This is a genomic window from Larkinella sp. C7, from assembly GCF_006149005.1.
Lineage (GTDB): Bacteria > Bacteroidota > Bacteroidia > Cytophagales > Spirosomataceae > Larkinella.
Genome location: NZ_VBSL01000008.1, coordinates 231,621 through 247,771, shown reverse-complemented (window position 1 = coordinate 247,771; position 16,151 = coordinate 231,621). Strand labels below are relative to the sequence as shown.

At 53.6% G+C, this 16,151-nt stretch carries 12 protein-coding genes; all 12 read left to right on the top strand.

Translation table 11 applies throughout. The features are described from left to right. Window positions 1-145 precede the first annotated feature (145 nt). The 12 genes from FH871_RS34125 to FH871_RS20865 all read left to right on the top strand — a co-directional run bounded on the left by FH871_RS34125 (window position 146) and on the right by FH871_RS20865 (window position 16,131). The gene (locus FH871_RS34125; protein ID WP_306439247.1) at window positions 146-3,238 is read left to right on the top strand and encodes an RICIN domain-containing protein; all 3,093 of its coding nucleotides are present in this window, start codon (window positions 146-148) and stop codon (window positions 3,236-3,238) included. Window positions 3,239-3,437: 199 nt separating this feature from the next. After that, window positions 3,438-3,818: a glycine cleavage system protein GcvH gene (gcvH, locus tag FH871_RS20915; protein ID WP_138993307.1), complete on the top strand. Its 381-nt coding sequence runs from the start codon at window positions 3,438-3,440 to the stop codon at window positions 3,816-3,818. Between the two features lie 51 nt (window positions 3,819-3,869). Then, window positions 3,870-5,165, top strand: coding sequence for a dihydroorotase family protein (locus FH871_RS20910; protein WP_138993306.1), 1,296 nt, complete (start codon window positions 3,870-3,872; stop codon window positions 5,163-5,165). Between the two features lie 6 nt (window positions 5,166-5,171). After that, a complete protein-coding gene (locus tag FH871_RS20905) occupies window positions 5,172-5,768 on the top strand; it encodes a DUF4199 domain-containing protein (protein WP_138993305.1) in 597 nt (198 codons plus the stop codon). 15 nt (window positions 5,769-5,783) lie between these two features. After that, on the top strand, window positions 5,784-6,311 hold the full coding sequence (locus FH871_RS20900) for a DUF4199 domain-containing protein (protein WP_138993304.1): 528 nt from the start codon (window positions 5,784-5,786) through the stop codon (window positions 6,309-6,311). Window positions 6,312-6,417: 106 nt separating this feature from the next. Next, window positions 6,418-7,146 carry a gliding motility-associated ABC transporter permease subunit GldF gene (gene gldF / locus FH871_RS20895; protein ID WP_138993303.1) on the top strand — a complete coding sequence of 243 codons (729 nt, stop codon included), beginning with the start codon at window positions 6,418-6,420 and terminating at the stop codon, window positions 7,144-7,146. Between the two features lies 1 nt (window position 7,147). After that, the gene (locus FH871_RS20890) at window positions 7,148-7,495 is read left to right on the top strand and encodes a VanZ family protein (protein ID WP_138993302.1); all 348 of its coding nucleotides are present in this window, start codon (window positions 7,148-7,150) and stop codon (window positions 7,493-7,495) included. Window positions 7,496-7,604: 109 nt separating this feature from the next. Then, window positions 7,605-8,732 carry a mandelate racemase/muconate lactonizing enzyme family protein gene (locus FH871_RS20885; RefSeq protein WP_138993301.1) on the top strand — a complete coding sequence of 376 codons (1,128 nt, stop codon included), beginning with the start codon at window positions 7,605-7,607 and terminating at the stop codon, window positions 8,730-8,732. A 170-nt stretch (window positions 8,733-8,902) separates the two neighbouring features. Then, window positions 8,903-12,253, top strand: a complete 3,351-nt coding sequence (locus tag FH871_RS20880; protein WP_138993300.1) for a SusC/RagA family TonB-linked outer membrane protein — start codon at window positions 8,903-8,905, stop codon at window positions 12,251-12,253. 23 nt (window positions 12,254-12,276) lie between these two features. Next, window positions 12,277-13,725: a RagB/SusD family nutrient uptake outer membrane protein gene (locus tag FH871_RS20875; RefSeq protein WP_138993299.1), complete on the top strand. Its 1,449-nt coding sequence runs from the start codon at window positions 12,277-12,279 to the stop codon at window positions 13,723-13,725. A gap of 46 nt (window positions 13,726-13,771) precedes the next feature. After that, window positions 13,772-15,004, top strand: a complete 1,233-nt coding sequence (locus FH871_RS20870) for an exo-alpha-sialidase (protein ID WP_138993298.1) — start codon at window positions 13,772-13,774, stop codon at window positions 15,002-15,004. Window positions 15,005-15,009: 5 nt separating this feature from the next. After that, window positions 15,010-16,131 carry a sialidase family protein gene (locus tag FH871_RS20865; protein ID WP_138993297.1) on the top strand — a complete coding sequence of 374 codons (1,122 nt, stop codon included), beginning with the start codon at window positions 15,010-15,012 and terminating at the stop codon, window positions 16,129-16,131. Window positions 16,132-16,151: the final 20 nt, after the last annotated feature.

Genomic DNA, 16,151 nt, shown 5'->3' with positions numbered 1-16,151 from the left:
TCAAAGCAAGTTTACCAAACTGAATTGACTGTACACTTTGGATAGTAAGGGTTCATTTTACCACAAATTTACGAATATCAAGGCAGGCTGGTATGAATTACGGATAGCACCTTTTGCTATATCTGAAAATCGGGAGCACAGTTCAATGCGTTTCAATGTAGGTGTAGGGGAGGTTTTTATTATTGCCGGGCAATCCAATGCTCAAGGACTACCTAATACTAGTGCTTGGGGCTATCCTAACGAAGTACATGTTGCCACTCCAGACCCAATACTAGATGCCGTTAGAGTTCAGCCCAACATATTTAATGAAGCTCAATTTTTGGGAGCAGAGAATCCTAACTCACCGTTGTATACAAATGAATCCTACCGAATAGCCAGTTTCACTTTTCCAATAAAAAGACCCGTCCTATCCTATTTAAAATCCGGCAGGGAAGCTAAGGATAATCCAAATTCGGGCATATCCCCTTTAGGTAGCTCATTGTGGTTCTGGGCTTTATTGGGCGAAAAGCTTGCCGAACGGTATAAAATTCCTATTGCCTTTTTTAATGCTGCATGGGGAGGAACTACTATTACGCAATGGGCCGAGTCGACCGATCCAAATGCTCGTCCTTATGGTCATCCTGCCGCTCCGAAAGAAAGCGATGGAAATCCGGGGCGCTATCAGCCAGGGGCTCCATATGGTTATTTAAGGAATACGTTAAAGTTTTATACATCCATCTATGGAGCTCGGGCTATTCTATGGGAACAGGGGGAAACAGATACAGAGGCACTCAATAGTTCAAATTGGAACGGAGGTGGAATTAACCGTAGCGTGTCGAGTCAAGATGATTACCGTAACAAATTATTGAAAATCATCGACCAGTCGCGTTCGGAGTTATCAAGTAATATCTCTTGGGTAATTGCTCGGACTTCTAAGAATGACATAATTACGTCAGATTTAGTAAAAAATGCACAGAATGCTGCTATTCAATCTAGAACTGGCTTATACTACGGTCCAGAGACAGATAATATCGATCCTTCCAGACGCTCTTTTGCTAATGATAAAACCCACTTCTCTAGATCGGGTTTAGCCGATTTAGCCCAAGCGTGGTTCAACTCAATTGATCAATCTGGAATTTTAAATTCGGGAGGTTCCATACCCGTAACGCCGAGCAGTTTGAATACGGAACCGCAAATGGTACAATTTAATGCGAATGGTACAACGTCAGCTCCCGGTGGGGGTTCGCAATATATGTGGGTGTACGATAATGGTACGGCTGACCTCAATTCACCAATTTGTTATGACCAATCTATACCGACCAATTGTACAGGGACGCGTCGAGCAATTATACAGAATTCTCAGGGTAATTATATCCTTACACAAGCGGTTAGTTTTCCGTACAATGTTGTAAATGACACTAACGATGGCTCCACGGGTTCAGCCCCCCTCGCCACCGGCTGTTACACCCTCAAAGCCAAGCATTCCAACAAGTTCCTGCAGGTGGCCGATGGAAATGCCGGTACCCGCATCCGTCAGCAGGACGGCAACGGTTCTACCAACCAGATTTTCAAACTCGAAGTAGTCGATGGCTCCCTCTATCGCATCATCTCCCAATTCAGCAACAAAGTCATGGATGCGAATGGGGCCGGTACGGGCAGTGGTACCACGGTCAACCAGCATGACTGGGCCAACAGCGCGCAACAGAAATGGCGCCTGGAAGCCTACGGTGACGGCACCTACAAACTCGTGCCCTCGTATTCCAATGCCCTGGCCGCCGATGTGGAGGGACCCAGTCAGGACAATGGCGCGGGCCTGCATTTGTGGAGCCCATACGGCGGTGATAGTCAGCGGTTTTACGTCCAGACTTCCGGCTGTTCCGGCGGTACGACCCCTCCGCCCACCAATCCGACTACCGGCTCCTTAAGTGGCTGTTATGTGATTCGCTCCGTCCAGACCAATCAGCTCATGGAGGCCATTTCAGGCAACACCGTTGAGCAACGGGGAGCAAACGGAGCGAACAATCAGATTTGGAAAGCTGAAACGACATCCGCCAATCAGTACCGCTTCGTAACGCAGAATGGCAGTGGCCTGGCCATGAGTGTCAACGCCCTGAACAATGGCGAACTCCTGCGCCTGAGTGCCTCTTCCGGGGATACCCGGCAACTGTGGACGCTTCAGGACAATGGCAGTGGAGCCTACCGCATCAATGGGGGTAATGGCGTGACCTGGGACATGAAAAATTACGGCAACGACCCCCAATTGCAACTCTGGGGATCGACCAGTGAAGGCTTCCAGAATCAACGCTTGTTCCGTTTCGAGTCGACGGGCTGTCCGAGCGGCACCACCAATCCGCCGGCGAACCCGACAAATCCACCAACTGGCGGTTGTACGCCCTTTGCCGACGTCTGTGCCGGCAATAGTTCAGAGATTCGAAATGTCACTATTTCAGTGGCTGCCGAAGGCGATTATACCATGACCATGAGTTATAAAGCCTGGGAAAGAGCAGTTAACGCCATCGTCCGCATTAACGGTGTAGCCCGAACCGTTACTTGTCCGCAGACCAGCAGCAGTGCTTACCAGACACAGTCTGTTGGTACGGTTCACCTGACAGCGGGGAACAATACAATTGGCCTGAGCAGTGGAACCGATGGCGGTATTATCTGCTTCAATAGTCTTTGCGTAACAGGGCAAGGAGGAACGCCCAATCCCCCCACGAACCCACCGACGGGTGGTGGTAACTTGGCGATTGTCACCCCGGCTTATAACTGTAATACGGGTAATTTGACGGTTGCTACTTCGGGGGGGAACGGCACGACCATTGAATACCAGGTTCCGGGTTTAGGCACATGGACGACGAATCCCACATTTACTGTACCTTCCTGGCAGCGAACGGGTACAACCTTTACGCTGCAAGTACGGCAGTCGGGCACCGAAGCATCTCCTTATTCATTCCAGACGGCCTGTAGTGGTGGGCGGTTATCGGCCATTTCCAGTTCAGAACCTGCGGAGCGTTTGTGGGTCAACCCCAATCCGACCGATGGATTGACCCGTGTTCGTTTCACGTTGGATAAAGGCAAAGAAGCGACGCTTTCCGTCGTGGCAGTCGATGGCAGAACGGTTTATGCAAAACCGGTTGCCGGAACGGGGGACGAACAGGCGGTAAGCATCGACCTAAGCCAGCAAGCCGATGGTCTGTATTTGATCCGCTTATCGAATGGCACCATAAACCAAACCGCCAAATTACTACTGCAGCATTGAGTCTAGCCCTCCATCGCCGTACGGAAACACCCGGTTTTCGTACGGCGATGGAGGAGAGGGGGTTCGTATGCAGGCGTCGGCGAAATCCGCCGGACGCTTCCCGACCCCTCACGGGCAGCAATGGTCGGGAAACGCCGACGTGAAGGTTTGTAAAACCGTTTTACCTGTGTAAATTGCAGCGTTAAACGAAACGTCACGTATGAATTTTCCCGGAGAACTAAAGTATACGCAAGATCACGAGTGGATTCGCATCGAAGGTGATACGGCCATCGTCGGTATCACGGATTTTGCCCAGAGTGAATTAGGTGATATTGTCTTTGTGGACATCACCAGTGTCGGACAGAGTTTGGCAAAAGGCGACATCTTCGGTTCGATTGAAGCCGTCAAGACGGTTTCGGACCTTTTTCTGCCCGTTGCCGGTGAAGTACTTGAAATTAATCCGGAAGTTGAAAAAACACCCGAACTGGTCAACGACGACCCGTATGGCCGGGGCTGGATCGTAAAACTGAAATTGACCGACGGTGCCGAATCCGACGATTTGATGTCGGCCGAAGCCTATAAAGAGTTGGTGGGGGCCTGAGTCCCCAATTGAATCAGGAAGCTCCAGCCGGGGCTTTTTTTTTGCATTTCCATGAAACTACTCATCCGTGCCGCCCGAATCATAGACCCGCAGTCGCCCTTTCATGGACTGGTTCGTGACGTACTCCTTGAAAATGGTCTCATCCGCCAGATTGGCGAATCCCTCCCGGTCGATGAGGACGATTCCTCCATACAACGCATTGAACCCGCCGGTTTGTGCCTGTCTCCGGGTTGGGTCGACCTCCGGGTTTCGGCCAAAGATCCGGGCTATGAACACAAAGAAGACCTGACCACGGTTTGCCGGGCCGCCATGCTGGGCGGTTTTACGGACATTGCCGTGTTGCCCAATACCAAACCGGTTCTTGATTCAAAAGACACGCTCGGCTATGTCCGGCAGGCCACCCAGGGGCAAGCCGTCAGTGTGCACCCGATTGCCGCCATTACGAAGCGAGCAGAAGGGCAGGACTTTACGGACATGATCGACCTGCACCACGCCGGGGCGGTGGCATTTTCGGATGGCGAACAGCCGCTGACGCATCCCGATCTGTTGCTGAAAACGCTGCAATATTTGCGGCCATTCAACGGTTTGCTCATGAACCGCCCCGAAGAGCAGAACCTGACGCATTTCGGACAGATGAACGAGGGCCTTTCCAGTACCTTGCTGGGATTGAAGGGGATGCCCGCCATGGCCGAGGAAATGATGATCGAGCGGGATTTGCGGCTTCTGGAATACCTGTATCCGCAATCTGCCGGGCGGCCCGCCGAAACCGTCCTGCATTTCTCCACGATTTCAACGGCGCGTTCGGTCGGATTGATTCGGCAGGCCAAGCAGCAGGGTTTGCCGGTGAGTTGCGATGTGGCCGCTCACCAATTGGCGTTCACCGATTCAGATTTGATGGGGTTCGACACCAATTTAAAAGTAAACCCGCCGTTTCGACTGCCCGCCGACCGCGAAGCCCTGAAGCAGGGGCTGGCCGACGGCACCATCGACGCCGTCGTGTCGGACCACAATCCGCAGGACGACGAAAGCAAGAACATCGAATTTGACCACGCCGATTTTGGCATCATTGGGTTGGAAACCGCTTTTGCCGTGGTCCGCACGCATTTCCCGGAATGGCCGCTGGCGTCGTTGGTCGAAGCATTGACCCACCGTCCGCGCCAGATTCTGCGATTACCGGCTGCGACCATCGACGAAAACCAGCCGGCTACGCTGACGGTTTTCGATCCGGACCTGGAATGGACGTATGAGCGGACGGCATCCCGGTCAAAAAACTCGCCGTTTTTTGGCAAGACCTTACGGGGAAAGGCGTTATGGATTATTAACAAAGGCTTTGTTGAATCTTTATAACACGCAGTGAAACAACTTATTTCGTTTTTTAACCACCCGCTTTTGAAGCTGCCGGTATTTTTCGGGCTGTTGGCGGGGGTATTGTGTTTCGGGTATTTCCTGGCGCTTTACGCGCTGGGCATCATGCCGCTGGGGAATCATAAAGTGCTGGATTTTGGTTTTCAGATCATCATGATGGTAGCGGCAGTCTGGTATTACCGCAAGCACATCGGGAAAGGATTTTTGCACCTGTGGGAAGCCCTGAGCATCTGTTACGTGGTCAATACGGTGGGCGCGATGCTGACGGCCTGGCTGATTTATCTCTTCCTGAAATACATCGATCCAACGATTTTTACCCAGTATCTCGGTGAGATGCGGCAGTTGATCGTCTCCACCAAAGGACGGCTTGTGGAAACACTGGGCCAGGCGGAATATGTGAAAATGCTGAAAAATGTCGATTTGATTACACTGGAAACCCTGGTTGGTGACGAAATCAGCAAGAAAACCGTGCTGGCGATTTTACCTGTCCTGATTATTTCGTTACTTTTCAGGAGACAGGACTACAGCCTCTACAATCCAACCCCCGACTTGCCGAATCCTTCCGAATCCCCTAAATCAAACTGATAAACATACACTGAAATGGAAGAAAAGCCCTCTACCGCTCGTCTGGCCCTGAAATGGGGATTAATCTCCGGGGTTATTTTTATGGTGTACACCACGGCCATCAACGTAACCGGCCAATTTGCCAACACGGCGTTGCCCTGGCTTAGTCTGGTAATTTCCATTGTCATTACGGTGATGGCGATGCGCGAATTTCGCACGCTGAACGGCGGTTTTATGAGTTTTGGGGAAGGCGTTGGTTTGGGTACGCTGGTGTCGGTCATTTCCGGCTTGATCTCCGTGACCTATAACCTGATCTACACCTCGTTCATCGATCCAACCATTCGTCAGCAAATTCTGGACAATGCCCGGGAGCAGATGGAAAACCGGGGGATGCCCGACGACCAGATCGAACAGGCGATGGAATTTACCGAAAAACTCCAGGGACCCGGTTTGCAGTTTCTGATCGGTATTCTGGTTGCCGCCATTTTTGGGGCGCTCATCTCGTTGGTCGCAGCCGCTTTCATCCGCCGGAATCGCCCGCCTTTTTCAGATTTTCAAAATTGATGGAGAGAAAAGACGTTAGACAAGAGAAATGAGATAAAAATATACCGATACCTGATAAAGCGTACGTCTTTTCTCTCTTGTCTAACCCCTCTCGCCTGATCAAACCATGCTCCCTGTTTTTCGGAAAGAAATCAACGGTTTTTTTAGCTCGCCGGTCGCCTATGTCATCATGGTCGTCTTTCTGACGGCGGTGGGACTGATGTTGTGGGTTTTTCCGGACACCAGCCTGCTGGACTACGGCTATGCCGACCTGGGGGTTTTCTTCAACCTGACGCCCTACGTCATGCTGTTTCTGATTCCGGCCATCACCATGCGGTCCATCGCCGAAGAAGTTCGGGCCGGCACCATCGAATGGCTGCTGACCAAACCGCTGACCCGCTGGCAGTTGGTTCTGGCTAAATTTGGGGCCAACTGGCTGGTCGTCGTACTGTTGTTGCTTCCCACGTTACTATACTATTATTCAGTCTATCAACTGGGTAATCCGGTGGGTAATCTGGATTCGGCTTCGGTTTTCGGTTCCTACGTCGGACTATTACTGCTGGGGGGCGTCTTTGTAGCGGTGGGTTTGTTTGCGTCTTCCATCAATGAAAATCAGGTGGTTGCATTTGTGGTTGGCGTGTTTCTGTGTTTTTTGCTGTACGTCGGAATCAGTTCGGTGGCCGGTTTGTCGTTCTGGGGTACGCTCTCGTATCCACTCACCTGGCTGGCGCTCGATGAGCAGTACCAGGCGCTGGGGCGCGGTTTGATCGATTCCCGGAATGTACTTTATCTGCTCAGTGTGATTACGGTTTTTTTGTTTCTGACCGAGTGGCGGATGACCGCCCTCACCCGCTGATATGCGACTTGAAGCGCTGGTAAAATGGGCCGCCATCGGCTGGACCATCATCATTTTTATTGGCTGTGCCTGGCCGAGTGATTATCCTTCACCGGGATTAACAGTGAATGATAAGTTTCTGCACGTCAGTATCTTTGGCCTCTGGGGTTTCCTCTGGGGAACCGTTTATCGGCTTCCGCTTCGTCTTTTCGTAATTGGAGTGATATACGGTTTTTTGATTGAGATCTATCAGCTGGTCATGCCCATCAACCGCGATTTTGAATGGCTCGATCTGGCGGCTGACGCCGTTGGTGTTGCAGGCGGACTGCTGATCAGTACGGTCCTGATGCGAAGGATTATGAAGGGTTGATCGGTTCCTTAATTTTCATTTTTCAATAAATTTGTTGTGAGATAGTAGGAAATAAATCAGCTTTCTTTTTTATTTGTCCGTATATGTACCACATAAGTACATTAAATTGATGAAGATCACGGACATTACCACCCACCGGATTCGCCTGAGTGCCGAAGCCTGGTTTCATCCCCGGCCCATTCCGCCCGGCCATGTTCCCTACTGGGAATTTCCGCTGACGACCCTTCACACCGACGACGGCATTGAAGGTTACACCATGGATTATGGGCCGCTGGGGCAGGGGCGGGCATCAGCCTATGCCGTCCATGACGTCTATTACCACGAGCTGGTGGGGAAAGATCCGTTGAATCACGAAGCCATCTGGCAGGCAATGCGGTCGAAACAGCGGCATTTGTATAACCTCCGGGAAGCTATCTGGGGTAATCTGGATGTGGCGTTGTGGGACATCAAAGGCAAGGCCGCCGGAATGTCGATTGCCAAATTGCTGGGTCAATACCGGGATAAAGTACCCACCTATGCCACCTGCCCACCCCAAACCATTCTGACGGTTGACGAAGTGGAACAGGAAGTCAGCCAAAAAATCAGGCAGGGTTTTCGGGGAATCAAGCTGCAATTGTCGGGTGGTTCGGCGCTGGACATACCCCGTCTGCGGAAAGCGCGGGAGGTGGCGGGTGACGGTTTTCCACTGATGCTCGACTCGTCGGCGGTTTTAACGTTTGAAGACGCGCTCAAAATTGGGTATGAATTGGACGAACTTCGGTATGAATGGTTTGAAGAACCGTTTCCGGATGCGCACCTCGTGCTGCTAAAAAAACTGTCGGAGGCCATTCGGACCCCGGTTCTGGCCGCCGAAACCGTTGGCCTGTTCGAACTGCCGCACTACATGACCGAAGGTGCCATTGACCTCATTCGGGCGGATGTTCACCACAAAAGTGGCGTCACCGGGCTGATGAAAGCCATGGGCATGTGCGAGATGATGGGCTACGGACTGGAAATTCACACCGCCGGTGCCCCGCTGCTGGATGTGGCGAACCTGCATGTGGGCTGCGCTACGAAGCTCTCGCGCTTTCTGGAAAGCCACCATCCTATGTTCCGCTTTGGACTGAAAACCGATCCGCTGGAAATTCGCGAAGACGGTTGTCAACACTGTCCCACCGGCCCGGGTCTGGGCGTCGACCTGGATTGGGATTGGCTGGATAACCATACCGTAGACGTGCTCCGGGGATGCGGGTATTGAATCAGTCCTGCGTAGTCCTTAACCCGTATTATTTTTTCTGATAGAAATACAAAAAACAGGGACTGCTCTTGGAATTTTCTTTCTTTCTTTTCAATATTGTGTAATTATGTACTACTTATTTACATAACAACAAAAGTCCTTTCCTAACACAACCTTACCTTATTTCGATTATGATCAATCCTCTATTTCGAGCCATCAGCTTGATTGGAATGCTGGCATTGCTGTTCAGCGGACCGGTCGCGTTGGCACAGGCCCGGCTTCAGGTGCAGGGGCGCATCGTCGGCGGAGATGGCGACGGCCTGCCGGGTGTTAGCGTCGTCATCAAAGGAACGTCGACCGGCACGGTTACGGACACCGAGGGCAACTATACCGTTAGCGTTCCCGATCCGAAAAGCACGCTGGTCGTGTCGTTCATCGGCTACGTCAGTCAGGAGCTCGCTGTCAACGGCCGGACACGGCTGGACGTGAAACTGCTGGAAGACGTAAAAGCGCTGAATGAAGTGGTCATTGTGGGCTACGCCGAACAGTCGCGGGCCAAAACCACGGCTTCGGTATCGAAAATCGACGTGCAGGAACTCCGCAACATTCCGTCGGCGAGCCCGGTTCAGGCCTTGCAGGGCAAACTGGCCGGGGTTTCGGTACCGGTTTTGTCCGGACAACCGGGTGCTGCCGCCAGCATTGTCATCCGGGGTGGCACGACCCTGAATCCCTACGGAACCGGCTCGACCGGCAGTGGCACCAATCCGGTTTCCAGCATCCAGGCCAGCAATCCCCTGGTCATCGTCGACGGCGTTTTTCGGAGCTTCAACGATGTCAATCCCGACGACATCGAGTCGCTTCAGGTGCTGAAGGACGCGGCTTCGACCGCTGCCTACGGTGCGCGCGGGGCCAATGGTGTGATCATCATCAAAACCAAAACCGGTAAGTTCAACGGTGGAAAAAGCAACGTGACTTTCCGGTATCAGCACGGGGTTGAAACCCAGGCCCGCAATTACAATTATCTGAATGCCAGAGAATACCTGAATCTGGCCCGCCGGACCTGGGCGCGTGGTCTCGACATTTTCGACATCAACCAGAAGCTGTATTCCGCCGGTAATTCGGCCACGACGCCTACTTACACGCAAAAAGGTCAGTATGGCAACGCGGTTTTTACGACCGCTTACCGGGACAACCTGGTGGCGGTTGAAGGACAGCCCTACGTCGATAACCTGCTGGCCAACGGCTGGGAAACGATGGACGATCCGGTCAATCCGGGCCGAACGATTATTTTTAAAGACAGTCAGTACCAGGATGTGGTCTGGAATACGGCCGCAACCAACAACTACAACATCGGAATCGATGGCGGCACCGAACGTGCCAGTTACAACGTATCGCTGGGCTACATCGACCAGGGTGGGGTTTTTCTGGGTACGAATTACAAACGCTTCAGTTCGCTGGCCAACGCCAATTTCAAAGTGAGCGACCGGTTTCGGCTGGAAACCAACGTCTCCTACCTCTGGAACGACAATAAATTTTTGTCCAACAACCAGGTTCAGTTGACGCGCAGCGTGCGGGTGCCACCGCTGAACCGCCTGTATTACGACAACGGTTTACCGGCATTAGGCGAAAGCGTTTCGGTTCGGAACCGGCTCCACGAGTTGTATTACCAAGATTTAAGCTCTAACAACGACCAGACGACATTCCGGCTGGCGGGTGATCTGGAAATCGCCAAAGGACTGCATTTCCGCCCCTCGGCTTCGCTCTATATCGTTCAAAACCGCTATCTATTTTTTGAACGGGCTTTTCCCGGACAACAACGCCAGCGCGACAAGGCAGAAGAACTCACGCAGGACAAGCAGTTTATGACCGACCAGATTTTGCAATATGACAACACCTTTGGCGGAAAACACAACCTGACCGCCCTGGCCGGTTTCAACTTCACCCGCCGGGTTGAGTACAATTTGCGAGGAACGGGGCAGCGGTCTACGGATGATTACCAGACCACTTTTAACGGCAATCCGCCGACGACGGTGATCAATGGCGTTCAGCAACCGAATTTTGGGTTAACGTCGGGCTATTATGAAACCAAAACCGCCAGCCTTTTCGGGCAGGTCAACTACGATTACGATGGCCGGTATCTGGTGGGCGCTTCCTTGCGGTACGACGGTTTTTCGAGCTTCGCGCCCAACAACCAGTATGCGTTCTTTCCCTCGGTGTCGGCAGGCTGGAATGTTCACCGGGAAAACTTCTGGAAAGTGCAGGCAATCAACCAGTTGAAATTCCGGGCGAGCTACGGGCAGACCGGTTTGTCCGGATTGAGTTACACGGACACCTACGGCGGCTACGGTTCCGCTCCGTACGGCGGCAACGGCGGTATTGTGCGGACCACACTCGCCAACCCGAACTTGCTCTGGGAAACCACCGAAACCATCGACGGCGGTGTTGATCTGAATCTGTTCAACCGGGTGACGCTGATCGTCGATGTGTATAACAAACTGACCAAAAACCGCCTGGATAACCTGCCGTTGCCCACTGAAACCGGGTTTAACAGCATTCGCTACAACGTCGGCAAACTCCGCAACCGGGGCGTCGAGGTCGAGTTGGGAGCTACCGTCCTGAAAAAAGGCAACTTTGCCTGGAACACCAATTTTTCATTTGCGTTCAACCGAACCGCTATTGTTGAATTACCCGACAACGGCCGTGATAAAAACCGCATCAACGGCGGCTTGATTTATGACCCGGCCACGGGCAAAGATATTGAAGTCGGTGGCTACGCCGAGGGCGAGCGTCCCGGCGGTCTGTGGGCTTTTCAGTCGAACGGTATTTTTGCCACCGACGAAGAGGCCAAGAGCGCACCGAAAGATTTGCTCGTTACCAGCGTCGCGCTCGGCAAACCCAAACACGGCGGTGATGTCAACTGGGCCGATCTGAACGGCGACGGGCAAATCGACGGCAAAGACCTGGTATTCATCGGGTATCGGGTTCCGGACAAGATTGGCGGGATGCAGAATACCTTCACCTGGAAAGGCTTATCGGCCCGGTTTACGATGGATTACGCGCTCGGACACGTCATCAGCGATGGCGCACTGGCCCGGGCGATGGGGCAGGCCAGAGCCTCCAACGAAGGGGCACCCCGCGAAGCCCTCAGTGACGATACCTGGCAGAATCCGGGCGAAACCGGGAAATACTACCCCCGTTTCAGCTTCGGCGATGCCGACTTTGGCTACCGGAACCACCTGCGGCAGGTGACGCAGGTCGGCTACAACCAGGTGGGTCTGGACGACAGTTACGGCAGCGACAACTCCATTTATTACTCGAAAGGCGACTGGCTGGCCCTGCGGGAGCTTTCGTTTTCCTATCAATTGCCGACCAGTATTGCCCGCCGGATTTTTGCGGGCTCGGTCCAGCTCAATGCGGGCGTCTATAACATCGGATACCTGACGAAATACAAAGGACTGAATCCGGAAGTCTACAAGGGATACGATGAAGGCGGTTATCCGCGTCCGCGTCAGTTTACGTTCGGAGCTACCATCCGGTTTTAATCAGGCATTCAATCGCTGCACTCATGAAAAAGACATTCATTCAATTCCTTTTGTTGACGGCGACGGGCTGGCTCGGCTCTTCCTGTCAGGATATTCTGGAGGTAAAACCGCGTTCACAGATCACCAACCAGGTTTTCTGGCAGAGCGAAGGCGACTTCACCACCTACATGACCGGTATTTACCAGCGGTTTCGGGGTCACATGAACGAACAGGCTTTTGGCGAAGACCGGAGCGAGCTGTACGTTCAGGGATCATTGCCCCGGTTTTCGGCTTATTGGTCGCAGGTCATCAACGCCGGTAACTCGCGCGACTGGACGGCATTTTACGGCACCATCGGACACGTCAATCTGCTGTTGCGGCAGATTGACGGTTTTCCGTTCACCAACGAGGTGGTCAAAAAACGGACGCAGGCCGAAGCCCTGTGCGTTCGGGCGTACCTATATTATTACATGGCTAAAATCTGGGGCGATGTGCCGCTGGTGCTCGAACCCGTGGTCGATGAGAACGTGCCGCTGGTGGCCCGAACCCCCGTTGCCGACGTATTCAAGCAGGTCTTTGCGGATCTGGACCAGGCCCTTTTGCTCTTCCCCGAAGCCGGTTATCCGGACAAAAACCGGTTTTCGAAACCGGCGGCTTATGCCTTCAAAGCCGATGCGAAGCTGTGGACGGCCAAAGTGCTGGGGGGCGGCAATGCGGATCTCAACGAGGCTCTGGCGGCCATTGCGGAGGTTGAAAAATCGGGTGTGAGTCTGTTGCCGGTTTTTCGGAATGTCTTTTTGTCTACCAATAAAAAGAATGCCGAAGTGATCTTTTCGCTGTATTTCAACCGCAACGAAACGGGTAGCGATATGTACGCCCGGTCGGCCCTGCCGCTGGCAAACTACTCGGGTACAGCCGCCAATGCCGCCGAGTTGCCGCTGGTGAAAGAGCCGGGCAATGCCCAGGCCGGTTATGCCGCCAGTCCGGAAGCCCTGGCGTTGCTGGACACCTATCCGGGGGATGTTCGCCGGGATGTGAGCTACATCTGGGAATTGCAGGGCACCAAAAAACTCATTGCCTGGCCCAATAAGTTCCGGGGGACGTTGTACGCAGAAGACCGGCTGGCCGACGATGACGTGATTCTGTACCGCTTCGCCGACCTGTTGCTGCTGAAAGCCGAAGCCCTGGCGGCTCTGGGGCAGTCGGCTCCGGCCCTGGTTGAACTGAACAAAGTCCGGAAACGGGCCGGTGTGGCCGACTTCACCGCGACCGATAAAAAGACGCTGGAAAAGGAAATGCTGGACGAGCGCGGCCGGGAGTTTTTCCACGAAAACAAGCGCTGGTGGGATCTGGTCCGCTTCCACAAAGGCGGCACCATCAATGTCTACGAACTCGTGCCGAACCTGCGGGGAAAAACCACACCTTTGTACTGGCCGGTAGCCACACGCGTGCTTTCGCTGAATAATCTGATCAAGCAGACCGAAGGCTACTGATCAATATCCTGAAACCACAGATTTCCTAAACCCTTACTTTTAAAACATGCGTATCTTCGTTTATTTTCTGTTTCTGAGTGTGTTATTGGCGAATTGTCGTACCGCCAGTCGCCCCGCTCAGGTGAGTGAGCAGCCGGTTTTTGAAACCACGGCCACGGTTTTTGATCCGGGAACGTCCTACGCGACGACCCGCATTCCGGCTCTGGTGATGACCACCAAAGGCTCGCTGCTGGCATTTTGTGAAGCCCGCGTCAACAATTCCGGCGACTGGGCCGACATCGACATGATCATGCGCCGGAGTACGGACGGTGGGAAGACCTGGGAAGAGAACGTGGTCATTGCCGCCCGTGAAACCAAACGGCCGACATCCAATTGCACGCCCATTGTCGACCGCGACGGCAAGACGATTCATGTGCTCTATCATCGGAACTACAGCAATTGCTATTACGTCCGCTCGACCGATGACGGCAAAACCTGGTCGGCACCGAAAGAAATCACCTACGCTTTTGACCAGTTTCGGCCCGAATACAACTGGAAAGTGCTGGCACCCGGCCCCGGACACGCCATTCAGCTTCAGAACGGGCAGCACAAGGGGCGGCTGGTGGTGCCGGTCTGGCTCTGCGAACCGAATCCGAAAATTCCGGGTGGTGACCACCGGCCTTCGTGCGTGGCCACGATTTACAGCGACGATTTTGGCCAGAACTGGAAACGGGGCGCCATCGTGGCCAACACCACCCCGGAAATCAAAAATCCGAGCGAGCACGTGGCCGTCGAAACCGCCGACGGGCGGGTGATGCTCAACATTCGCACCGAATCCGCACCGCACCAGCGGATGATTGCCTACAGCCCGGACGGTGCTACGAACTGGACAAAGCCGGTTTTTGATGAGGAGCTGTTCGACCCGGTTTGTATGGCGAGCCTGATTCGGGTGAGCAGCCCCGGCAAGGGCGGCAAAAACCGCATTCTGTTCGTGAATCCAGACAGCCGGAACGATCCGGAATACCTCAACAAGCGCAATGATTTTCGCAAACGGCAGAACCTGACGGCGAAGCTGAGTTACGACGATGGACAGTCGTGGCCGGTGCAGAAAGTGATCGATGCGGGCAAGGCGGGCTATTCCGATCTGGCCGTTGGTCCGGATGGCATGATGTACTGTCTCTACGAAACCAACGAAGGATCCACCGAAACCTGGCGGTATCGCATTGTGCTCAAACGCTTCAACCTGGCTTGGCTCACGGATCAGAAAGATCAGGTTAACATGGTGTCTTCTACCCGCTAAATCCTATGAATTATTTTCTGAAACAATCGGTAAAGTGTTGTATAGTAACGGTTTTGCTGGCTTTTGAGACTTTATCCGCTGTAGCCCAGCCATACCATCCAAACCTCCCGATTCTGGATGTGTCCGGCGAAAAAAACCGACACACGGTTATTGCCCGGGGAACGGAGGAAGTCTACCAGGGGCACCCCACAACGGTCTTGATGCCCGACGGCAAGACGCTGTTTTGTGCCTGGTCGTTCGATCACGGGGGCAAATGCGGTCCGCTGGCGAAGAGTACGGACGGGGGAATCCAATGGGAAATGATCCCGACACCCGCCGACTGGAGCACCACCTATAATTGCCCCAGCATTTACCTTTTAACGGACAAAACCGGGAAGGCGCGTCTGATGGTTTTTGCGGCTCGTCCGGGCATGTCCCAGACCTGGAGCGAAGACGGCGGCAAAACCTGGACACCCGTCAAAAGTCTGGGAAAACCGTGTGTGATGGCCTTTTCGAGCATCGTCAAACTACAGAACGGCGATTATCTGGGACTATACCACCGGGGGCCGGACGACAAGGATAAATCTCCGCTGAAAATCTGGCAGTCGATCTCGACCGACGGCGGAGTGACCTGGGGCGAATCGGTGATGGTGGGCGAAATGGAAGGCCGCTCGCCCTGCGAACCCGCCGTGTTTCGGTCGCCCAACGGCAAGCAATTGCTGTGTCTGATGCGGGAAAACCAGCGGAAAGGCCGGGCGTTGATGATGACGTCGGAGGACGAGGGGAAAACCTGGTCGAAGCCGGTCGAAACGCCCTGGGGGCTGACCGGCGACCGCCACATGGTGCGGTATACGCCGGACGGTCGGATTGTGTCGGTTTTTCGGGATATGGCCCCCAACAGCCCCACCAAAGGGCATTTTGTGGCCTGGGTGGGGACGTACAACGACATTGTCAACGGGCTTTCGGGGCAATACCGGGTGAAACTGCTGCACAATTACGCCGGAACCGATTGCGGGTATCCCGGTCTGGAACTGCTGCCCGACGGCACGCTCGTGGCGACGACCTACATCAAATATGAACCCGGAACGAAAAAGCATTCGGTCGTCTCCGTGCGGTTCAAGCTCGACGACTTCGACAAAAAGCTATAAATAGAAAGCGCGTAGAATTG

Excerpts from the sequence above, each read along its gene's own strand:
- FH871_RS34125 (WP_306439247.1), top strand. The coding sequence starts at position 146 with ATGCGTTTCAATGTAGGTGTAGGGGAGGTTTTTATTATTGCCGGGCAA.
- gcvH (WP_138993307.1), top strand. The coding sequence starts at position 3,438 with ATGAATTTTCCCGGAGAACTAAAGTATACGCAAGATCACGAGTGGATT.
- FH871_RS20910 (WP_138993306.1), top strand. The coding sequence starts at position 3,870 with ATGAAACTACTCATCCGTGCCGCCCGAATCATAGACCCGCAGTCGCCC.
- FH871_RS20900 (WP_138993304.1), top strand. The coding sequence starts at position 5,784 with ATGGAAGAAAAGCCCTCTACCGCTCGTCTGGCCCTGAAATGGGGATTA.
- gldF (WP_138993303.1), top strand. The coding sequence starts at position 6,418 with ATGCTCCCTGTTTTTCGGAAAGAAATCAACGGTTTTTTTAGCTCGCCG.
- FH871_RS20890 (WP_138993302.1), top strand. The coding sequence starts at position 7,148 with ATGCGACTTGAAGCGCTGGTAAAATGGGCCGCCATCGGCTGGACCATC.
- FH871_RS20885 (WP_138993301.1), top strand. The coding sequence starts at position 7,605 with ATGAAGATCACGGACATTACCACCCACCGGATTCGCCTGAGTGCCGAA.
- FH871_RS20880 (WP_138993300.1), top strand. The coding sequence starts at position 8,903 with ATGATCAATCCTCTATTTCGAGCCATCAGCTTGATTGGAATGCTGGCA.
- FH871_RS20875 (WP_138993299.1), top strand. The coding sequence starts at position 12,277 with ATGAAAAAGACATTCATTCAATTCCTTTTGTTGACGGCGACGGGCTGG.
- FH871_RS20870 (WP_138993298.1), top strand. The coding sequence starts at position 13,772 with ATGCGTATCTTCGTTTATTTTCTGTTTCTGAGTGTGTTATTGGCGAAT.
- FH871_RS20865 (WP_138993297.1), top strand. The coding sequence starts at position 15,010 with ATGAATTATTTTCTGAAACAATCGGTAAAGTGTTGTATAGTAACGGTT.